Genomic DNA, 22,173 nt, shown 5'->3' with positions numbered 1-22,173 from the left:
CCCCCCCCCCGTAGACACCTTACTTGAAATAATATTTTTACTCAAATATTTTTCTCCTTCCTTATTTAAAATGATTTATTTTGAAATTAATTTCATATTTTTTATTTTTTAATAATAATATAAAATATAAAAATAAAATAGCGGAATAATAAAATATTTAAACTTAAAGTATAATTAAATACTGATTATTATATAATTATAAAATTTCAATTTAAATTTTATTTTATATAAAAAAATTGATTTAATGAGAGTAAAATTAATTAAATATTGAAATTATCTGTGAAATATTTTTAATTAATTTATATTAATTAAAGCTAGCCTGTAAATTCAGTAGCTTCATAGCCCATAGGCCTATCTACAAAACAAGATTTTTCTTTTAAAAATATAACCTCTATAGTTCCGACCGGTCCATTTCTATTTTTTCCAACAATAATTTCAGCATTTTCTTGCATAGCATTGGGTATAAAAATTCTTTGATAAGCTTTGCCTTCGGCTTTAGCTTTATTCTCTCTTTCTTTTTCTTCTTGCTCCCTATAAACCTCATCGCGATATACAAACAAAATAGCATCCGCATCTTGCTCTATAGCTCCACTTTCTCGCAAATCACTCATCAAAGGACGCTTATTTGCTCTTTGCTCTAAACCACGATTAAGTTGTGAAAGTGCGATAATCGGCATATCAAGCTCCCTAGCCAAAAGCTTAAGTCCTCTTGAAATTTCACTCACTTGCAAATGCCTATCATTAAAATTTGAATTACTCATCATAAGCCCTATATAGTCAATCACACAAAGTCCTACACTTTCATCTTGAGATTTTAAACGCCTTAAAATAGCCCTTACATCAGCAATAGTTGCATAACCACTATCGTAAATATATAATTTCTTTTGACTATAATCATTACAAGCATCTCCTAAACGCTCCCATTCATCATCATTTAAATCCGCAGTTAAAATTCTTTGTAAAGGGATAGAAGTTTTTGAAGAAAGCATTCTTTGCATGATTTGAGTTGCGGGCATTTCAAGAGAAAACAAAGCCACACCTTTATTTTGTCTTAAAACTTTATCAATGAAATTTAAACAAAGGGTTGTTTTTCCCATACCTGGGCGCGCAGCGATTATTATAAGCTCACCTCCTTTAAAACCTTTTGTCATTTTATTTAAACCCTCAAAACCTGTATCAAGGCCTATGATATTTTTATTTTCTAAAGTTTTTTGCTTTTTAAATTCTTCAAAAAGTTCTGATATTACTATATTAACATCTTTAATATCTCTAAAATTTATATGATTTGTAATGCTAAAAATTTCTTTACCAATTTCATCTGCGATTTCACTTACGGCACGATTTTCATTAATACGAGCTGGTAAAAGATGTGCAAAACTCAAAAGTTGTCTTTTGATGGACTTTTCGCGAAGTTCATTTACATAAGCAGGCAAATCTATCATAGAAGGAGTGGCAAGAATTTCTGCTAAAATCTCTTCATCTATTTTTTTATGTTTTTTTAAAAAACTTATAGAAATAGGCTCTTTGTTGTTGCTACAAGCTATAATTGCTTTAAAAATATCTTCATGAGCTTTAAGACTAAAATCTTTTGGGCTAATATCGCCTGCTATACTAGCGTAAGCTTCTTCACTCATGATGCAACTGCTTAAAATAGCTCGCTCTAAATCCAAGTCATAATACTCTTGTTGCACTAAATTTCCTTATAAATATAAATAATTTTAAAAATTTTATCTAAAAAAACTTAAAATTATAAACTTTAATTTTTTATAAATATTTAAAGTAATATTAGTTACAATTATAATCACAACATTTATTTTATTAGGAGAACACTTGAAAAAACATTTATTTTCATGTATTTTAGCTTCCATTTTAGCCCAGTCAGCTATGGCTGTAGATTTTCAAGAAGGTTTTAGTGGAAATTTAAGCATAGGTGTAGGTGCAAGAGATATTAAAAGCAATATTTCAACTTTAGCGGATAGTGATTACTTAGGTGGTTATGACGCTGATAATTCGGACTCTTCTTTTATTCCTTTTATCGGTGTAGAACTTTACTATGGCAACCTTATAGACAATGATAGAGTTTTTATCAAAAACTACAATGGAAGAGATATCAGCGGTATAGCTTTAGGTTACGAAAAAGCTTATTTAGAGCGTTTTAGCACTTCTTTTTCTGTAATCTCTTCTTTAAGGGAAAAAGCTTATGCAAATCCTTATCAAATAGGTAATAGAGAAGAAACTGATGTTGATAGATATGGTTTTAAAATCTCTCAACTTTACGAAAGTGATTTAGGAAAATTTACAGCTTCATATTTATTTAGCAAAAACAAATATGATAAAGACGCAGTTGAGCACAGCTCTTTAAAAAGAGAGGGGTATTATCACGAGTTTGAATTAAATTACAATTATAGTTTGTTAAATTTAGGACTAAGCTATGATTATAATGATGCAGATGGAAAAGCTCAAAGTTACTCAAGATATGGTTTAAGCATGGGAGCAAATTTGGCTTTTGCTAATGACTATATTTTCACCCCAAATTTAAGTCTTAGCAGATATGAAGCAGTAGGAACAGATCCTATCTTCCACAAAAAACAAGACGGTAATATAGTTAAGCTTAATCTAAAAGTTGTTAAAAATCAATTTTTGGGCTATAACGGACTTTATGGTTTTGCAAATTATGGTATAGAAAAAAGAAATAGCGATATAGGATTTTATGATGAAACCTATCAAGTTGTTTTAACTGGAATAGGATATAAATTCTAAAAAATTATAAAAAAGCTCCTTTGATAAAATTTAAAAAAGATCTATCTCCTATAAAGATAGATCTTTAAAAATCCTTTTAAGAAAAATCCAAGCTAAAATCAAAACACAAAATTCAGCAAAAAATGGACTTAACCATACTCCATTTAAACCTATAAAATAAGATAAAAGCAAAAGAAAAAATAAAGGCATGAATAAATTTTGCATTAAACTTAAAACCAAAGAAAAGCTTGCCTTATTAAAAGCTGTCAAAAAAGAACCGCTTAGAACATTAAACCATGCAAAAAGATAATTAAAAGCAAAAAGCATCAAAGCTGTATAAGCAAAAGTTTTAAATTCTTGATCATTTTCTTTTGCAAAAAGTGCTATCAAATTTTCTCCAAATATCAATATAAATACTATAGAAAATAAAGATAAAATTCCCCCTGCAAAAAATACCACTTTTATAATAGCTTTAATCCTTAAAAAATCTTTTTTAGCATAATTATAACTAAGTGCAGGTTGCATCGCATCCCCCATAGCAATAATGAGCATTATAATAAAACTATCAATATATAAAATAATAGAAAAAGCTGCCACGGCTTGAGTGGTAGAAATTTTTAACAAAACAAAATTTGCAAAAATACTATATAAAGAACCCGAAACATTGCCAAAAAACTCGCTACTTCCATTATAAAGAATATTTTTAAAAATTCTCAAATTTATATATAAACTTGAAAATTTAAGCTCTAAATTTTGAAATAAAAAAGGAATAATTCCAAAAATACCACTTAAAACAATTCCTAAACAAGTTGCAAGGGCTACCGAAAACAAGCCCCAACCAAATACAACTATAAAAAGATAATCAAATATAATATTACTTAAAGCTATGATTATGTTCATAATCATACTATAGGTTGTTTTTCCACAAATTCTTAAATAATTATCCAAGGCAAAAGAAAGCATGGTAAAAGGTGCAAATAAAGCAAAAACAAACATACATTCTTTAGCCATGGTTTTAATCTCATCGCTAACATTTAGACAATCAATCAAAACAGGTCCTAAAAAATACTCCAAAATTCCAATAAAACAAGAGATTAGAAAAATAATCAATATACTAGAACTAAATATCTTTCTAGCTAAATTCTTCTTGCCTAAACCCAAATGCATAGAAATTTGCACTGCTGAACCTATAGCTATCATATCAGCCAAAGCAAAAGACATCATAATAAAGGGAATAATCAAGGCTAGTGCTGCTAAAGCATCACTTCCTAGATATTTTCCAACAAAAATTCCATCAACTATATAATAAAAAGAAATAAAGGCCATGCTTATGACATTTGGCACGGCACATTTTATAAAAAGCCTAAAAGGGCTTAAAGTGCTAAAAATATTTGACATACAAATCCTTTAAAAATATTAAAATAAAATATTTTTAAAGACGCTAGTAGAGTGCTTGAAGTCCTAAAATATAGAAATTTAAACGATAAGTTCTTATTGTTGTTTTTGTATTAGTTTTATTTTGCATTTTCATAGATTTAAATTAAAATAACTAAGAATTATAAAATTTACTTATTAATAAGTCAAATTTAGCCCGAAGGCTAAAATTTAAAGCACGGAAAGAATTTTTACAGCGTCATTTAACCCTGTAACTATACTTGCTCCATTTTTAGTAGCAATATCTCCTGCTACAAAGATGCCTTTAACATTGCTTTGTTTGTTTTCATCCATTAAAGGCACGCCTTTATCATCAACATTAATCCCACATTTTTGTAAAAAATCAAGTGGAGTAGAACCACCAATAGCATAAATGATTCTATCATAAATATCGCTTGTACCATCGGTAAAATTTACTTTAGCTTTGCCATTATCATCTTCTACTTCATTAATGTCAATTCCTAGTTTTAACTCTACTTTACCCGAATTTCCAGCTTCGTGAATATCTTTAAGATTTATATCATTTAATCTTGTAAATTCTTTTTTACGATAACAAAGGCTAACTTGATTTGAATTTGCCAAATCCACAGCGTATTCTGCTGCTGAATTTCCGCCACCTACAACAAGAATTTTTTCATTTCCCAAAACTGAATTGGCATTAAAATTAATGATTTTTGTTAAAGTCATAGGAAGTTTGTAATCAGGCTTATTAGGCTTACCCATTCTACCTATAGCAACGATGATGTTTTTACACTCATAAACGCCTTTAGCTGTGCTTACTAAAAAAACTCCATTTTCATTTTTAACGCTCTCAACTTCAGAGCCAAATTCAACTTCTATATTGTGTTCTTTTAATACGTTTTGAAAAGTTTCTATAGTACTTTCTTTGGTACCATCTTCAAAAGGAACATGTCCATGATTAGTTCCTTCGCATCCCTTATAAGCTTTATCTACTCTTTTGCCATCTTTATAAAATTGCATTAAAGTTTGGCAAATGTTATTTGATTTTTCCAGTATCAAAACTTCTTTGTTTTTAAGCTTAGCTTCAACCGCACAGCCTATGCCTGTTGGACCTGCACCTACTATAATTAAATCTATTTTTTTCATTTATATTTACCTTTCAATTCTGATTTTTTTTGTATAATTTATCAAGTTTTTTGTAAATAAAGGATTAAAAATGCGAAATTTGCTTGAAAATATTAAGAAAAATTCTCAAAAACTACTTAACTTAACACCTAAAGATAAAGAAAAAATTATTTTAAAATTAGCTCAAATTTTAAGAGAAAATTTCAAAATTATCCTAGAAGCAAATGAAAAAGATATAGCAAATTTCACAAAAAGTGGAGCAATAAAAGATAGGCTTTTATTAGATGAAAAACGCATTTTAGCTCTTTGTGAAGGCCTAGAAAAAATCGCTTATATCGAAGATCCTATAGGTAAAATTTCTAAAGGCTGGAAAAATTATGCGGGTTTAAGCATACAAAAAATAAGCATTCCTTTAGGACTCATTTGTGTTATTTACGAAGCAAGGCCTAGTCTTAGTGCTGAAATCGCAGCTTTAATGATAAAAAGTTCTAATGCTTGTGTATTTAAAGGTGGAAGTGAAGCAAAATTTACAAATGAAGCTATATTTACTCTTGTTAGCAAAACACTTAAGGAATTTGGTTTACAAGATTGTTTTGCTATGTTTACTCAAAGAGACGAGATCAAACAAATTCTAACTTTTGATGATTTAATCGATGTGATCATACCTCGCGGTAGTTCAAATATGATACAAGAAATCGCAAACAATACTAAAATTCCTCTCATTAAGCAAGATAAGGGCTTGTGTCATGCTTTTGTAGATCAAAGCGCTAACTTAGATATGGCTTTAAAAATAATCCTTAATGCAAAGTGTCAAAGAGTAAGTGTTTGCAACGCTTTAGAAACGCTTTTAATACATGAAAAAATTGCTAAAAATTTTATAAGTCTTTTAATCCCTGAATTTAAAAAATTTAAGGTAAAAATTCATGCCTATGAAAATGCTTTGGCTTATTTTAACAACTCAAATTTAGAAGTTTTTAAAGCAAATGAAAATACCTTTGATACAGAATGGCTTGATTTTGCTTTAAGTGTAAAATTAGTAAAAGATTGCGATGAAGCTATAGAGCATATCAATAAACACAGCTCCTTGCATTCTGAAAGCATTATCTCAAATGATGCTTCAAATATCGCTAAATTTCAACGCCTTATAAACTCATCTTGTATTTATACTAATGCTTCAACACGTTTTAGTGATGGAGGAGAATTTGGCTTTGGTGGGGAAGTTGGAATTTCAACTAGCAAATTGCATGCAAGAGGTCCTATGGGAGTTGAAGATATTTGCACTTATAAATATATAATTAATGGAGAAGGACAAATTCGAGAGTGAATAAAATAGAAATGCTAAAGCAACACTTTAAAGAAATTGCTAAACTAAATTCAAGTGAACAAGTTTGGCAAATGCCTTTTTTTGCGGCTTTAGGTGTGGGTATAGTTTTAGGGTTTAGTGTATTTTTTGGAAAATTAAACTATGGACTCATTGCCATGATAGGAGCTTTATCTTTTTTATATGTTCCAAACACTCCTTTATATCATAGAATGGCTGTTGTGATGTGCTGTTCTTTTGGCATAGTTTCTAGTTTTTTCTTAGGAATTTTAACCCATTTTTTACCTGCAATTTTTGCCTTCATCCCTATAGGACTTGTGGCCATGGGAAGTTCTATTTTAATTAGATATTATAACATTGGTGCACCTGGATATTTTTTCTTTGTATTTTCTTGTATTTTAGGAGCTTATTCTCCTTTTGAAGCTAAGGATTTTATCTTTTTAGTGGGTCTTGTTTTTCTTGGGGCAATGGTAGCTAATTTAATGGCTTTTTTATACTCTATCGTTGTGATTTATGGATTTAAAAATGCTTTACCTAGCGAAATTCCACCTAGAGAATACATAGGTTTTGATGCAGTTTTTGTGGATTCTTTGATTATGGGTTCTTTTGTGGCTTTTTCTATATTTATAGGAATTTTTTTAGAACTTGAAAGAAGTTATTGGATAGCCATTTCTTGCACAGCTATTATGCAAGGTGTAACTTTAAACTCTATATGGATTAAACAAATTCAACGTATCATAGGAACGGCCTTGGGAGTATGTTTTGCTTGGTGGCTTTTATCTAAACAATTTCACAATATAGAACTTGTTTTACTTATGATGTCTTTGTTTTTTATAGGACAATTTTTAGTCAATCGAAACTATGCTTTAGCTATGATTTTCTTTACTCCTTATGCCACTTATCTTTCGGAAGCAGCTAATTTTATGAGTGAAAATGCAAATACATTAATACTCGCTCGTTTAGTTGATGTCGTAATAGGAAGCATTTTAGGACTTTTAGGTGGTTTTGTAATTTATAAACCTTATCTAAGAGTACATTTTGAACGCATTGCAAAATACATCTTTAGGATAAAACGAAAAGCTTAAAAGTCAAATAAAACACAAGCATTATCCCCTAAAATTTGCTCTTGTTCTTTTTTAGATACGACAACTTCATTAAAAGCTGCTAGAGCCGATGAAAAATTAACATTTGCTTCAAAATTTGTATGTGGCCAATCGCTTCCAAAAACAAAATTGCTAAGTGGAAAATATTCTTTTAAAATTTCATATATTTTCTTTGCAAATTTTATAGCTTGTTCATTATTAACATAGTCTATTTTTGCCCTATAAAAACCGCTAATTTTAAAAAATATTCTAGAATTTTTTAAGCAAATTAAATCCTCTAAATTTGTTAAGTTTGCATTAGCTCTTGCTAAATGATCAATAACAATATTACAACCATAAGGAATTAAATTTTTAACAATATCAACAAGATTATTATCCAAATCTCTTTGAATTTCTATTTGCATTTTAAGCTTACTTAAATTTTCAAAAAATTGAGTCCAAACCGTACTTTTAAAATTTGGCAATTCTTTGCCAATTAAATTTAATCTAACTCCACAAGCTTTTCTTTCTTTTAGTTTTTGAAGCTCATCAAATTTAATACCTTCATCAACCACAACTATAGCTTTTATATTTTCATCTTTTTCGATACTCTGAAGCAAAAATTCATTATCAACACCTAAAAAACTTGGCTGAACTAAAACCCCTTTATCAAAATCATAATGATCTAAATTTGCTTTATAATCTTTAAAACTAGCGTCATAATCAGGCTTATATCTTGCATTTGCAACTGTATTTAACTTTTTCAAAAATATATGTGCATGAGTATCAATCTTCATTAAATTATCCTTATAAAATAAAACTCATTATAATAGTAGCTAAAATCGCCGCCATAAATCCTATTGGCACAGCTTTAATAAGTAAATCTTTAAATAATTTTTCCTTATATTTATCAGGACAAGATCCTAAAATTAAACTTCCTCCAGAAGAAAAAGGAGAAATAGCAGAAGCTTGAGCCCCTACAACAATACAAGAAAAAAGCAATGCCTCGCTTAATCCACTGCTTGCAGCAATGCTTGGAACTATAGGAAAAAGCGCTGGAGTAACCACACCCAAAGTACTTGAAAAAAGCGACATAAAAGCTGCAATAGCACACATTATTAACGGGATAAAAATCACATTGATCTCATTTTCTACAAGATCTGAAAATAATTTTATAGCCCCTGCTTCAACTGCTATGCTAATTAACATCCCTACTCCACAAATCATTATTAAGGTTCCCCAAGGAATTAAAGCAACAACTTGTTTCTCATCGGCTAATTTTAAAAATAAAGCAATGGCAACAAAAATCATGGCTATCATAGCTATATCTATTTTTTTATTAAAATAACTAATTGTCTCATTATGTGGAAAAATAATATTTAGCACAGGAAAGATTAAAACAACAATAATCATCATAAACATGAGAATTAAAGTAGTTTTTTGTTTACAATCAAATGGATCAGGTTTTGAAATAACACTGGTTTGCATCTTATTTCTAAAAGCATTAAACACAAAAAAAGATAATACCACAATAGGCAAAATTATAGTAAAAGCAAAAATAATACTAGAATTTATAAAAGCTTCATTTGCTTCAATACCTGAATTTTGCATCAATCCTCGAAAAATAATCCCACTTTGAGAAGTCATAAAATTTGCTCCTCCTAAAGCACCATAGTTTATGGCCATAGCTCCGGCAATTTTACTTAAACCGATTTTATCGCAAAGTAAAAAAGTAAGGGGTGCCATAAAAGCCAAAACCGTATAAAAACCCGCTCCTAAAGCAGCTATAATAGCACTAACCACAAAAATAACAAAAGGAAGTAAATAGGGATGATTAGCAAAACGATACATCAAATGTCCAGCTAATTTTTCAAGAGTTCCATTTACGGTTGCAAAATTATAAAACAATGAAACAGCAAAAATAACAAAAAATATAGAAATAGGCCAAAAAGCTATGATTTTTTTAGGAGCTAAATCCATAAAAAAGGCTCCTATAATATAAGCAAAAATCATAGCAAAAATTCCAACATTATGTCTAGTAATATAGCCTAAAATGATGGCTACTATAATACTAGAGATGATTAAAAAAACCATTATCATCCTTTAAAATATTATAGGGCTTATGATATCAAAAAATATATTTTTCAAAGCATAAAAACAAAATCTAAAATTTAAAAAATATCTATTTAGTAACAAATTTACTCATCTTATAAAATATTTTACAGAATATCTTGAATTATAACAAGCAAAAACCCCTTTTAGGCAAAAAACAATACCATAATCCCATCTAAAAATATTTGAAAATAGAAAGAATATTCTCATAAGCTCATCTTTATAATATAGAATTAAAACACTACAGAAAAGTCAAGTTTAAAAATTTAAAAAATGTCTTGAAGAATAAAATAAAGAAAATAAAAAATTGTATAAATTTAAAAAGCTTTGGAATACTCCAAAAGCTTTTTTTATATTATTTGTTCGCTCTTTCTATATACTCACCACGCACAGTATCAACGCGTATAACTTCACCTTCTAGCACATGAAAAGGAATTTGCACTACTGCGCCTGTTTCTAAAGTAGCTGGTTTTTTATTTGATCCTTGAGTATCACCCTTAAAATTTGGAGCTGTTTCGATGATTTTGAGTTCAACAACTTGTGGAACTTCTACGCCGATAGCTTTACCATTATGGAAAAGCACATCTACCATCATACCATCAAGCATCCATTTTTTCGCCTCACCTACATCATCATCACTAATAGCTACTTGTTCATATGTTTGCGTATCCATAAATTGGCAATTTTCACCATCATCATAAAGATACTGCATAGTTTTATCTTCTAAATTTGGAGCTTCACATTTATCACCTGCATGGAAAGTTTTTTCAAGTACTTTACCATCAATAAAAGATTTGATTTTAATACGCACAAAAGCAGGACCTTTGCCTGGTTTTACATGCTGATACTCAACTATTTTAAAAGGAATTCCATCGATTTCTATTTTAAGTCCCTTTTTTAAATCACCCATTGAATAAGATGCCATAAATTTCCTTTGTTAAAAAATAAAAAACAATTTTATCAAATTTTGATTGATATCACAATAAAATTATTTTATTTGATGAAAAAATAAGTAAAATTACGTTAAAATCCAAATTTAAAGCATAGTAAATGCTCGCTTCTTTTTAGGAGAGGAAAGTCCGAGCTGCTAAAGACAAACATTCCATCTAACAGATGGCTAGGGTAACCTAAGGGATAGTGCAACAGAAAGAAAACTACCACGCAAGTGGAAAAGGTGAAACGGCGGGGTAAAAGCCCACCAGCGATTTTGGTAACAATTTCGGCTATGTAAACCCAATGTGCAGCAAGAAGGGATGGTTAGCGTCTTTGTTTTAACCCTTCGCTTGATTTTGTTTGCAAAAACAAAACTAGATAAATGAGCATTCAAGACAGAACTCGGCTTATCGCTATGCTTTTTTAAGATTTAAAATATGTCAACGCTTTTTGAAATTTTTGAATTTCAACAGCTTTTGTTTTTTTCTTTTGTTCAATCAGTATAACAGCTTCTTGCAAAAGAGCTTGAACTTGATAGAATACATCATTTGCATTTTCTTTTAAAAAATCTTCTGAAGGCGATTCTTTGGCTAAATTTTTAATAAAAGCTTTCATATCAAGTTCATCAAGTAAATTTTCAAGTTTATTGACATCTTCTTGGATTAATGCAAGTTTAAAATCACTGAGCCACTGTTTCATTGTTATGCACTTCTCTCCAAGCTTCTAGCAAACCTTTGGTTACATTTATAACTTCATTGATTCTATCTTCGTTATTTTCTAAATTTGCCAAAGATAAAAGTTGAATTTCTCTTGTATAAAGCCCGCTTAAATAATGTGCCACTTCTCCGCCTTTTTCATAGTTTAAAGTATTAATAAGCTCTATAAAAATAGCCGTGGTTCTTTTTACAAAATACACTCTTTGTTCTATATCTTCATTTCTTATGGCTACTTTAGCTCTTGCACAAAAACGCAAAATTCCCTCATAAAGCATTTCAATAAGTTTTTGCGGGGACTCTATCCCCACTTGATTTTGAGAATAAGCATTATAGGCTAAATTATTTTGCATCTTTTTTATCCTTAATTATTAGAATTGTTTGCCGCATTAATCATATTAGTCACAGTATTTAGCTGTTGATTGAGTTTATTTAAAATACTCTCATATTGCAACCATTGATTCGCCATTGTATCATATCTTGTATCAATCATAGCCTGAGTCGAGTCTTTAGAGGTATTTAATGATTTAATATCATTTGTCAAACTCTCATCATATTTTGTAATTGAACCATCTTTTCCAGTCATCTCTTGCAACGTGGCTTTTAATTTTGAAAAAATACCTTTACCTTCTATGGGCTTAGAGGTTATATTTACGTCAGACAAACCTAATTCCTTGAGAATGTTAGCATCTCCTTTGATTGAAAAATCCGAGCTACCATCTCCACTAAAATTCAACCTAAACCCTGTAACATTGTTTTGATTATAGGATTCAACCTTAACTTTTAAGCCTTCAATACCTTTACTGTTTATATGATTAGCTAAATTTTGAAGCAATTCTTCCTCTGTTTTCCCTGTTAATTTAAAATTAGTACCATCAGAATTTTTAGATAAATCATATGTTTGATTATTAAAAACTATAGTAAAATCTCCTGGTTTAAATTCTAAACCATTAGTATTACCTCCATTGGAATTAAGATATTTACTTAAACTTCCTGTCTTAATTACCTCTCCTGTGTGATTAATGTCTTCGTATTTAGTAATATTTGAAAAAAAACTTTCAGTAGAGTCTGGATCTTCTTTAACTTTTTGTTCAAATTTAGAAGAATCAAAACTCAAAGTGCCTGCATCATTTAAACTTAAGCCAAAATCCTGCATAGAAAGCATAACCTTAGTGTTTACTTTATTACCATTTGCATCTTCAGTAGTTCCATCAACAACTTGAGAATCAAACAAATCAGCAAGAATGCTTGAGCGTATTGAATTTACTTCACTGATGCCTTGTAAAGTTCCTTTTGTTCCAGTTTCACTATTATAGTCAGTTGCAGCATTAAGATTGGTTACTAAATCATTATAAGCATCCACCAAATCTTGCATGGCTTTTGTCACACCTTCAAAATCTTGCTGTACATCAAAATTAATTTCACCTGTTTTATTTAAAGTTAAAGTCATTCCTACACCAAGATCGGTAACAGTATTACTTGATCTAAACATCTTAATACCATCAAGTGTGAATTCTGCATTTTGCGCAGTTTGGATATGCAAAGAAGCATCCTTAATACCATAACCTTTTTTATCCTTAGCTGGATCAATAGTCTGAGTCGTTGTATCTAATTCCCATCCAAGATTTTTGAATATTGTTTCTGCATTTGGATCGTTTTTATACGCACCATTCGAATCTTTTTTTCCCGCATAGAAACTTATCGCACTGTCTTCGCCTGTTTCTTTACTGGTTAAAGTTAAGCGGTAAGGAGTGCCTTTCTCTCCTGTGTTTACAATCTTAGCGACAATCTCTCCTCCACTAGCTTCATTAATTTTATCAGCTAAATCTCTATAGGTTGTGTTTTTATCTACCGTAACAGTATATTCTTTGCCATTTGAAAAAAAAGTAAGATCGGTGGTTCCAGTTAAATTTGCATTAATAAAACCACTGTCATTTGCTAATCCTTTGCTTTGATACACATCTTTTTGTGCAAGTTGAGTAACATTGATATTCATGCTTTGTAAAGCAACACCCGAATTAACTGTAAGACTTGCTGGAGGATTATCGCTAATACTTCCTACAACTTTTCTTTTCGCAAAAACCGTAGCATCGGCTAATGATGAAACAGCCGTCTGAAAACTTAGTAATTTAGTTTTGATTTCTGTTAAATCTTTTTGTTTGGTTGTATTTTCTTCAATTTTTTTAGTATAAGGATCAATACGAGCTTTTTGCTCTGCTTCTTTTAATTTATCTATAGTATCTTGAGTTAAAACCCCAGAACCAAATCCTAAACTAGATAGACTACCAAATGCCATTTTTAACTCTCCTTATCAAATATCATTCCTATCACATCCCTAAAATACTCAGCTAATCTCATAGCTTCTTCAGTAGGAATTTGACGGATTTCCCTTCCAGTGCTTTTTTCAGTCACGCTAATATACATAGAACCGATTTTATCACTATAACCAAAACGAACATTGGTATCTAGAGAATCCATTTGTTCATTTAACTTTTTTGTAATATCAGCCAACTTTTCACTCACACCTCGTTGCTGTCCATCATCGCCTTCTTGGCCTTGACTTCTATCGGTTTGAATGTTTAAACTAGCCTGTGTCTCACTTGTTCTTTGGCTAATGTTTGCCAAAGCTGTATCCATTTGCCCATTTGCCTTCGATATTTCCATTTTAAAATCCTTTTTAAAATTTCCTATTGCTAGTTAAAAGCTTATATCGACAAATTTATAAATTTATGAACACCTATAAAGAAAATTTTATTTTTCAATAATAAAAAAATAATAAGCAAAAACTGTGCCAAAATTTTAAAATAAATCTCAATTATCTTAAAAAATTTCAAATTTATTAAAAAGATCTGGATTATTTTCTAAAATATTACGCAAGATCAAATCTTCTATCACGCTTTTAGTGCAATCTGTTTGCTTAGGCCAAGCTCTTAAATAACCCTCAGCTTCACCTTTAGCACTTGCATCTACTCCAAGTCTTTCTTCTTTGATAAAAATATCTCTTTTAGCATCTATATTATTTACCACACGCCAAACAAGCATATAAGAATTTTCAAGCTTATTTTCAGCATCTAAAAACACTAAAATCCTAAAATGTTTTTTAAATTCTAAAAGTTTGTCAAAACTTTGTTCGATTTTTTCTTTTTTATCAAGCAAAATACAAACTATAGGACTTTTACTTTCTTTATAAAATTGCTTTAAATTTAAAAGTTCTACCTTAGTTTTAAAAAGTTCTAGTAATTTTTCATCTTCTAAAATTTCAAGCTCTTCAACTTGTATTTCTTCGCAAGCATCAAGTCCTGCTTTACCCCCAAAACAAGAATTAGGTGAAGCATGATCTAATTGATCACAAATTCCTTCTGAAATTAAAATTTTCTTTGTATTAAAACGATCTAACATATAAGGAATTAAAGCATCATAATCTTTCAAAGAAGGTGCATTTTTATCCACAAAAATTGCATGTTTAACAAAACTCATTTGCCCTACTCCCCAAAATGCATGCATAATTTGTTGCGCATGAGCGGGATATTTTGCATCGATTTTTGCTAAGATAAGATTATGAAAGACCCCATTTTCAGGCATATTATAATCAATTAAATCAGGTACTGAAGTTTGAAGCAAGGGTAAAAAAATTCTTTCAGTACCAAGCCCCATGATCTTATCTTCTAAAGGAGGCTTTCCTACAACCGTTGCTTGGTAGATCGCATCTTTTTTAGCATAAATTTTTTCTACTTTCATCACAGGAAAAAGTTCAGCAGGAGTATAAAAACCCGTATGATCTCCAAAAGGACCTTCGATTTTAAACTCTTCTAAATCCACATAACCTTCAATAACCACATCACTATCATAAGGTACAAAAATACCATTTTCACAAGGAGTAAGTTTTACAGGAGTTTTTTTAATAAAACCATAAAGTAAAAGTTCAAAAATTCCCTTAGGTAAAGGTGCTTGAGAACACCAAATATAAAGCGGATCTCCACCTATGGCTATACTTACAGGCATTTTTTTAAAACCAGCATTTTTGTATTCGTGATAAAAATTTGCCCCATCTTTATGAATTTGCCAATGTATTAAAAGTTCATTTTTATCACTCATTTGCAAACGATACATTCCAAGATTATTTTGAGTTTTATCTAAATTTTGTGTATAAACTTGCCCCATGGTAATAAATTTACCCGCATCATCTTCCCAAGTTTTTAGTATGGGAAGTTCTTCAAGTGAGTTTAAAATTTCATAATCATACAAGGCTTTATTTTTTTTCAGTCTTTTAGGAGGAATATTTTTAAAACTTAACAAATTCATAAAAAAATCCATTTTTGCTTTAAAACTCGTAGGAATATGAAGCTTGATGAGTTTTGAAATTTCTTCAGCCACCTCTTCATAATCACGTCCAAAAGCTAAATTTAAAGCCTTTTCATTGCAAAAAGTATTCATCAAAACAGGAAATTTATATTGTTTATTTAATTTTTTATCTATAGGATTTTTAAACAATAAAGCCTTACCTTTTTCTCCTTTTTTAGCTTCTATATAGGCTAAATGAGCGATTTCAAGATCTACATCTACAGGCTCTTCAATTACCCTTAAAAGATCATTTTCTTTTAAAATTTGAATAAATTCTTTCATAGCATGCTCTCAGCTTTTTTTAAAAGTTCTTTAGCACCTTTAGCAATAAACTCCTTAGCCAAACTCTCTCCAAAACCTTTAAAATCATCTTTTTTAATCATTCTTTTATCTTTTAAAATTTCTCTTCCATCGGGTAGTCCAAGCACTGCACGCACACAAATTTCATTTCCTAAAAGCTCTGCGTTAATACCTATAGGAACTTGACAACCCCCTTCTAAAGTAGCAATAAATTCTCTTTCAATGCTTGTTTCAATCAAAGCATTTTCATCATTTAAACATTTTAAAAGTTCTAAAATTTTTTCATCATTTATACTTTCTATACCTAAAGCTCCTTGAGAGGCTGCAGGGATTAGTTCATCCTTGCTAAATTCATAAACAAAATTCACTTGCTTATCTAAGTTTAAGCGTTTAATTCCCGCCATTGCCAAAATAATCGCATCAAAATCATTATTTTTTAATTTCTCTATACGAGAATTAACATTACCACGCAAAGAAATAATCTCTAAATCAGGTCTTAACAATAAAAGCTGCATTTTACGTCTAAGACTAGTAGTGCCTATTTTTGCACCTTTTGGCAAAGAAAGAAAATCTTTATAATTTTGACTTAGCATGGCATCATTACTTTGCTCTCTTTTACTTACCGCTGCCAAAACTAAACCTTGAGGAAAAAAACTAGGCACATCTTTTAAACTATGCACCGCCAAATGTGCTTCTTTTCTTAGCATACTTTCTTCAAGTTCTTTTGTAAAAAGTCCTTTGCCGCCAATTTTTGCCAAAGGAGAATCTAGCAAAACATCACCTTTTGTTTTAAAACCTTCTAAAAGCACTTCAATTTGATGTGTATTTTTTAAAATTTGGGCTACATGTTCACTTTGCCAAAGAGCTAATTGACTTTTTCTTGTTGCGATAATAAGCTTCATTTTCTATCCTCTATAATTTCAACATCAATGATTTCTTCATTAGAATTTTGATACTCTTGCTTAGTGTATTGATATTTTGATTTAGTCATTATTTTCAAAGCAATACCAAAGAAAAATACAAAAATTCCAAAAACACTTGTAATAATCCCTGGAACAACAAGTAAAAACCCTGCGATAACAAAAGAAAATTGTGTTAACATACCCTTTAAGCCACCCATTTGAAATTCAAGCATATTTTTCCAAAAAATTCCCAATAAAACCGCACCAAAAATCATACTCAAAAGTATGAAAAACAAAAAATTACCAAAACCAAAAAACACTATAAAAAATATACTTGCAATAATTTCAAGTACAAATAAAGGGCTTAAACTTAATTTATAATTCATAACACTTTCTTTTTAAGAATTTCCATAAGTTCATCAGTTTTTATAAGTTCCTTTACTAAACCTTCTCTTTGGATAAACTCTATTTCATTATTTTCTAATCCTTTACCAATAACTAACGCATAAGGAAAACCCATAAGTTCAAAATCATTCATTTTGACCCCAAAACGCTCATTTCTATCATCAAGCAATACTTCTAATCCAAGATTGGTTAAATCCTCATAAAGCTTATTAGCAAATTCTAAAGCCTTTTCATCTTTGAGATTTGAAACAATAATTTCAAGCACAAAAGGAGCTAAAGTTTTATTCCAAATACATCCTTTTTCATCATGACTTGCTTCAATAGCTACAGCCAACAAGCGTGAAACACCTATGCCGTAACATCCCATATAAAAAGGCTGACTTTTGCCATTTTCATCTAAAAAATTTGCATTCATCGCTTTGGAATATTTTTGCCCTAGTTTAAAAATATGCCCTACTTCTATACCTTTGCTTTGTTTTAATTTTGCTCCACATTTAGCACAGCAATCCCCTTCTTTAACTTCAATCAAATCTTTAAAACGATCTTTGTTTAAATTTACAACATCAATACCGATTAAATGATAATCTTTTTCATTTGCACCTATAATCATTTGCTTTTCGTTTTCAAGCTCAAAATCTATATAAAAATCTATATCTTTTAATCCCACAAAACCTATAAAACCGGCTACCAAACCAGCTTTTTCTAATTCTTCTTCGCTCGCATCAACTAGTTCAAGAGCACTACAAGCATTTTGTGCCTTGATTTCTTGCAAATCATCACTTCCTCTTATAAAAAACACAACTAATTTGCTTTCATTTTCGTAAATAGCTTTTTTTACCACTGCTTTAATCGTATAAAAAGCATTGATTTTAAAAAATTGTGCTAAAGAATCTATAGTTTTAATATTTGGAGTGTGAAATTTACTTGCATAATTTGCTTCAGGACGCTCATCTTGACAAGTTTTTTTAGCTCTTTTTGCAGCTTCAACATTAGCCGCATAATCACAATTTTCACAAATTAAAATATCATCTTCCCCATTTTTTGCTAAAACCATAAATTCCTTAGAACCACTTCCACCAATAGCCCCACTATCAGCTTCAACTGCTCTAAAATCAAGCCCCATTCTTTGTAAAATTTGAGAATAAGTTTTATACATAAGCTCAAACTCACGCCCTAAATCTTCTTCATTAGCATGAAAACTGTATCCATCTTTCATTAAAAATTCACGACATCTTAAAAGCCCAAATCTAGGTCTTGCTTCATCACGAAATTTAAGTCCAATTTGATATAAATGCAAAGGAAGTTGTTTATAGCTTGTGATTTTGTTTTTTACCAAAGAAAGCATAGCTTCTTCATGTGTTGGACCTAAAACAAATTCATTTTCTTTTCTGTCTTTAAAACGCAAAAGCTCTTTTCCAAAAACATTATAACGCCCACTTTCTTGCCACAAACTTGCAGGAGTGATAAAACTAAGATTTACTTCTTGTGCTCCAGCCTTATCCATTTCTTCTTTAACTATATTTTTAATCTTGTCTAAAACTCTTTTTCCCAAAGGCAAGAAATTATAAAGTCCGCTACCAATTTGTTCTACAAAACCTGCACGCGTTAAAAAAATATGACTAGGTAAACTCGCATCTTTTGGCGCTTCTTTTAAGCTTGGTGCATAAAATTTAGTAAATCTCATCATTATTCTCCATATCAAATTCACATTTATATTGATTTAAACCTTCAAGATTATTTTGCAAATCAAAAACATAACGCATAGCTTTAATCACTGTATCGCTTTGCATTTTACCTTGTAAATGCTTCAAATTTACAGTAGGTGTGTGTAAAAAAGCCTTAAAAACTTGATGAATCAACTTTCTAGCCTCTTCTTTGTCGGATTTTTTCAAGTATCCTTTTTTTAACGCAATTTCAAGTTGTTTATCTGCATATTCTTTAGCTTGCAAGCGTATAGCTTTGATAATAGGCATCAAAGCCAAATCGTTTAAATACCTAAAAAATTCACTTGTTTCACGGCCTATTATCCCATAAGCCATGCGAGCTTCTTGTTCTCTTAGTGCTAAATTTTTTTGAACTACAATCTCAAGATCATCTACAGCAAAAACAGATATATTTTCATTTTCATTGATATCAATATCCCTTGGAACTGCAATATCAAAAAAATACCTTTTGTAAGGAAGTTCTTCTATTAAAGAATTTGTAATAATAGCATTTGGTGCATTAGTAGCTGAGAAAAAAAACTCATATTGATTTAAATATTTTTTTAAATTTTCTAAACTATCATATTCGCTTAAAACACCAAGTCTCTCACACAAATCTTTAGCTTTTTGCAAGTCACGATTTAAAATAATCACTTTAGCACCAGCAGCAATTAAATGTTTTGCCGCAAGTTCTCCCATCTCTCCAGCTCCAATAACAACAGCTTTTTTTTGCGTTAAATCTGCAAGTTCTTTTGCTTTTGCTACGGCAACGCTAGCTACAGAAATAGGATTTTTAGAAATTTGAGTTTCATTGCGTACCTTAGCAGCACATTTAAAAGCACTATGTACCGCTCTTGAAAGATGTACTCCGCAAAAATTATTTTTTACAGCAAAAGCAAAGGCATCTTTTAATTGCCCCGCTATCTGAGTTTCTCCAACCACCAAACTATCCAAAGAACTTGCTACGGAAAAAAGATGGTGGATTGCTCCACTATCTTCAAAAATATCAGCTTTTTCAAGTAAAATATCTTTATCCACATCACAAAGCAAAGCCAAAGATTTAACAATAAACTCCGCACAGGCCATTTTTACAAAAGCAACAATTTCAACACGATTGCAAGTGCTTATAACCAAACATTCTTCAATATTTTCATGAGTACTAATGACTTTTAAAAACTCACTTTTTTTAGCTTCATTGGAAAAGCTTAACTTTTCTCTTAAGGTAATATCTGTATTTTTATGAGTAAAAGATATACAATAATACATTAAAATTCCCTATCTATCATAGCTTTAATAATATCATTAAGCTTGTTATTATCATATTTTTCAATCGCTTTACTAGCCTTTTTTGCATAAGTTTTAGCTTTCAAAATAGCTTTTTCCAAAGCTTTTTGTTCTTCAAATTTAGTTTTTAACCATTCTTTTTCATTTTCATTTAAATCTTTTTTAAATAAAGTCTGCAAATATGTCCTATCTTGTTCTTGCAAATTTTCATAAAGATAAATATAGGGTAAGGTAGTTTTACCCTCTTTAAAATCATTCATAGCAGGTTTTCCAAGAATTTTTTCATCGCTCTTAATATCTAAAATATCATCAATCATCTGAAAAGCGAGTCCTAAATTTTTACCATATTCTGCAAAATCTTTTTCATATAATCCAGCCAAAATAGCTCCGCATCTCGCACTTGCTTCGATCAAAACAGCTGTTTTATTATAAATCATTTTCAAATAAGCTTCTTTATTGATATTAAATTTCTCTCCCAAATCAACATCCATAAGTTCGCCTATAGCAAGCTTTACAACAGCATCTGAAATAATACTTGCAAATCTAGCATCCATTTTGCTTAATTCATAAAAGGCTTTGGAATACAAAATATCGCCCAACATAAGAGCATTTTTTGTACCAAATTCAGCATTAACAGATCTTGCTCCACGTCTTAACTCACTCTCATCAATAATATCATCATGTAACAAACTAGCAAGATGTATCAATTCTATAGCTGCGCAAATTTTAAAAGCAATCTCACTCTCATCTGCGATAGCTAATAATAATTTAGAACGTAATTTTTTTCCTGATTTTACATTTGAAAGCATATTTAAAATAGGTTCATAGCCAAGCTCTTGTAAAAACTGTTTTATTAATTCATCTATTTTTTGCACTATCTTTTCCTTGTTAATTACTATTATTATTTTCTTTGCTTGTTAATGGTTTTACCTGAGGTTCGTTAAAATTAATCATAGGAACAACCTGATTATTTTGCGGTGGATTTTGTAAAGCTTTTTTTCTTGGATCTAAAAATTCTACCATTAAGCGAGATTCCTTATCTTCTATATAAACCGTAAAAGTTGCCAAACCTTTATTATAAGCACTAAATTCTAAAATCAGTCTTGCTCTATCAATATGTGGATTAGTATAATCAGGTATTAAAGTTTGAGTTACCCAATCCAAATTTCTTCTTAAACTCATCACAAATTGACGCGGATATTTGCGAAATTTCGAATGTACGATGATATTAGTATTATCAAACAAAGTCCAATAAAAATCAAAATTTTGCACCTTATCTTCATAGCCTATTTCTTTAATCTGCACACTAGCTCTCTCATCTTTTTTAAGTATAAATTTATAAGTATAATCAAAAGTTGGTTCAGATGCTAAAACATTGCTAAAAATAAAAAAAATACAAATTAAACAAGGGCTTATTTTAAACAATTTTAGCCTTCGTGTCCTAAAATTTTTGCGCCTAATTCTATATAAATATCATTTTGCCTTTCTTCTATAAAATCACCATTTTCTAATATGAAATTTTTTACATCCATTTCTGTTAAACCTTGTTTTTCTAAAAGTTCTACCATGGCAATATGATCAGCAAAAAATTCCTCAAAAACTTTTTCTAAGGCTCCTAAATTTCCATTTTGTATAATTTCTATAAATTTTTCTTTTGGAGTTTTATTAAACATTTCATCAAAAAAATCCATTAATTTTCCTTGAAAATATAAGTTTTTGATTATAAAATTTTAATCGTTAAAAGTAGCTAAATTAAAATAATTAAAATTTAAATTTTATTTGCAATATGTAAAATTTTAGAAGTTAAATTCCGCATGG

At 30.0% G+C, this 22,173-nt stretch carries 21 protein-coding genes and 1 other RNA gene; 4 read left to right on the top strand and 18 right to left on the bottom strand.

From position 1 onward, the window contains the following. Positions 1-314: 314 nt before the first annotated feature. Positions 315-1,691: a replicative DNA helicase gene (locus tag AJ886_RS06375; RefSeq protein ID WP_070287415.1), complete on the bottom strand. Its 1,377-nt coding sequence runs from the start codon at positions 1,689-1,691 to the stop codon at positions 315-317. Positions 1,692-1,830: 139 nt separating this feature from the next. Here AJ886_RS06375 and AJ886_RS06370 point away from each other — a divergent pair, with 139 nt between their 5' ends. Next, positions 1,831-2,760, top strand: coding sequence for a DUF2860 family protein (locus tag AJ886_RS06370; protein WP_070287413.1), 930 nt, complete (start codon positions 1,831-1,833; stop codon positions 2,758-2,760). Between the two features lie 48 nt (positions 2,761-2,808). Here the strand turns inward: AJ886_RS06370 and AJ886_RS06365 are convergent, their stop codons facing one another. Together AJ886_RS06365 and AJ886_RS06360 are read right to left on the bottom strand one after the other, a co-directional pair. Beyond that, positions 2,809-4,137, bottom strand: a complete 1,329-nt coding sequence (locus AJ886_RS06365; RefSeq protein WP_070287411.1) for an MATE family efflux transporter — start codon at positions 4,135-4,137, stop codon at positions 2,809-2,811. Between the two features lie 207 nt (positions 4,138-4,344). Further along, positions 4,345-5,280, bottom strand: a complete 936-nt coding sequence (locus AJ886_RS06360; protein ID WP_070286330.1) for an NAD(P)-binding domain-containing protein — start codon at positions 5,278-5,280, stop codon at positions 4,345-4,347. A gap of 70 nt (positions 5,281-5,350) precedes the next feature. Between AJ886_RS06360 and AJ886_RS06355 the strand changes: the two genes are divergently transcribed. Together AJ886_RS06355 and AJ886_RS06350 are read left to right on the top strand one after the other, a co-directional pair. Continuing rightward, positions 5,351-6,583 (top strand): glutamate-5-semialdehyde dehydrogenase, encoded by a 1,233-nt coding sequence (locus tag AJ886_RS06355; protein WP_070277370.1) that lies wholly within the window; start codon positions 5,351-5,353, stop codon positions 6,581-6,583. Further along, positions 6,580-7,665, top strand: a complete 1,086-nt coding sequence (locus AJ886_RS06350; RefSeq protein ID WP_070276557.1) for an FUSC family protein — start codon at positions 6,580-6,582, stop codon at positions 7,663-7,665. Before AJ886_RS06355 ends, AJ886_RS06350 begins: the two co-directional genes overlap by 4 nt. Here the strand turns inward: AJ886_RS06350 and AJ886_RS06345 are convergent. The 3 genes from AJ886_RS06345 to efp form a co-directional block, all read right to left on the bottom strand. Continuing rightward, positions 7,662-8,459 (bottom strand): amidohydrolase family protein, encoded by a 798-nt coding sequence (locus tag AJ886_RS06345; RefSeq protein ID WP_044779921.1) that lies wholly within the window; start codon positions 8,457-8,459, stop codon positions 7,662-7,664. The two genes, AJ886_RS06350 and AJ886_RS06345, sit on opposite strands and share 4 nt — an antisense overlap. A gap of 10 nt (positions 8,460-8,469) precedes the next feature. Continuing rightward, on the bottom strand, positions 8,470-9,762 hold the full coding sequence (locus AJ886_RS06340) for an SLC13 family permease (RefSeq protein WP_079860385.1): 1,293 nt from the start codon (positions 9,760-9,762) through the stop codon (positions 8,470-8,472). Positions 9,763-10,129: 367 nt separating this feature from the next. Further along, positions 10,130-10,699, bottom strand: coding sequence for an elongation factor P (gene efp / locus AJ886_RS06335; protein WP_002855210.1), 570 nt, complete (start codon positions 10,697-10,699; stop codon positions 10,130-10,132). 113 nt (positions 10,700-10,812) lie between these two features. Here efp and rnpB point away from each other — a divergent pair. Further along, positions 10,813-11,133, top strand: an RNA gene (rnpB, locus tag AJ886_RS06330) — RNase P RNA component class A. Here the strand turns inward: rnpB and AJ886_RS06325 are convergent. From AJ886_RS06325 to AJ886_RS06270, 12 genes are all read right to left on the bottom strand, one after another. After that, on the bottom strand, positions 11,131-11,406 hold the full coding sequence (locus AJ886_RS06325) for a hypothetical protein (RefSeq protein WP_002776186.1): 276 nt from the start codon (positions 11,404-11,406) through the stop codon (positions 11,131-11,133). The two genes, rnpB and AJ886_RS06325, sit on opposite strands and share 3 nt — an antisense overlap. After that, positions 11,387-11,773, bottom strand: a complete 387-nt coding sequence (fliS, locus tag AJ886_RS06320; RefSeq protein WP_002776169.1) for a flagellar export chaperone FliS — start codon at positions 11,771-11,773, stop codon at positions 11,387-11,389. The genes AJ886_RS06325 and fliS overlap by 20 nt, the downstream gene beginning before the upstream one ends. Before the next feature lie 11 nt (positions 11,774-11,784). Further along, positions 11,785-13,716: a flagellar filament capping protein FliD gene (gene fliD, locus AJ886_RS06315; RefSeq protein WP_002872647.1), complete on the bottom strand. Its 1,932-nt coding sequence runs from the start codon at positions 13,714-13,716 to the stop codon at positions 11,785-11,787. A 2-nt stretch (positions 13,717-13,718) separates the two neighbouring features. After that, the gene (locus AJ886_RS06310) at positions 13,719-14,084 is read right to left on the bottom strand and encodes a FlaG family protein (RefSeq protein WP_070287410.1); all 366 of its coding nucleotides are present in this window, start codon (positions 14,082-14,084) and stop codon (positions 13,719-13,721) included. Positions 14,085-14,240: 156 nt separating this feature from the next. Next, complete coding sequence (locus AJ886_RS06305) at positions 14,241-16,043, bottom strand: menaquinone biosynthesis decarboxylase (RefSeq protein WP_070287407.1); 1,803 nt, start codon at positions 16,041-16,043, stop codon at positions 14,241-14,243. After that, positions 16,040-16,963, bottom strand: coding sequence for a hydroxymethylbilane synthase (hemC, locus tag AJ886_RS06300; RefSeq protein WP_070287406.1), 924 nt, complete (start codon positions 16,961-16,963; stop codon positions 16,040-16,042). Before hemC ends, AJ886_RS06305 begins: the two co-directional genes overlap by 4 nt. After that, a complete protein-coding gene (fxsA, locus tag AJ886_RS06295; protein ID WP_070287405.1) occupies positions 16,960-17,349 on the bottom strand; it encodes an FxsA family membrane protein in 390 nt (129 codons plus the stop codon). Before fxsA ends, hemC begins: the two co-directional genes overlap by 4 nt. Continuing rightward, a complete protein-coding gene (locus AJ886_RS06290) occupies positions 17,346-19,055 on the bottom strand; it encodes a proline--tRNA ligase (protein WP_083267247.1) in 1,710 nt (569 codons plus the stop codon). The genes fxsA and AJ886_RS06290 overlap by 4 nt, the downstream gene beginning before the upstream one ends. Then, positions 19,039-20,337, bottom strand: a complete 1,299-nt coding sequence (hemA, locus tag AJ886_RS06285) for a glutamyl-tRNA reductase (RefSeq protein ID WP_070287403.1) — start codon at positions 20,335-20,337, stop codon at positions 19,039-19,041. Before hemA ends, AJ886_RS06290 begins: the two co-directional genes overlap by 17 nt. Then, the gene (locus tag AJ886_RS06280) at positions 20,337-21,230 is read right to left on the bottom strand and encodes a hexaprenyl-diphosphate synthase (protein ID WP_044778758.1); all 894 of its coding nucleotides are present in this window, start codon (positions 21,228-21,230) and stop codon (positions 20,337-20,339) included. The genes hemA and AJ886_RS06280 overlap by 1 nt, the downstream gene beginning before the upstream one ends. A gap of 13 nt (positions 21,231-21,243) precedes the next feature. After that, on the bottom strand, positions 21,244-21,780 hold the full coding sequence (locus AJ886_RS06275; RefSeq protein ID WP_044778759.1) for a hypothetical protein: 537 nt from the start codon (positions 21,778-21,780) through the stop codon (positions 21,244-21,246). A 2-nt stretch (positions 21,781-21,782) separates the two neighbouring features. Beyond that, positions 21,783-22,046 (bottom strand): DUF2018 family protein, encoded by a 264-nt coding sequence (locus AJ886_RS06270; RefSeq protein ID WP_002854834.1) that lies wholly within the window; start codon positions 22,044-22,046, stop codon positions 21,783-21,785. Between the last annotated feature and the right edge of the window lie 127 nt (positions 22,047-22,173).

Origin of the sequence: Campylobacter sp. BCW_6465 (assembly GCF_001762815.1) — a bacterium.
In the GTDB taxonomy this organism is placed as follows: Bacteria; Campylobacterota; Campylobacteria; order Campylobacterales; family Campylobacteraceae; genus Campylobacter_D; species Campylobacter_D jejuni.
This window is presented reverse-complemented; position numbering and strand designations above follow the sequence as displayed.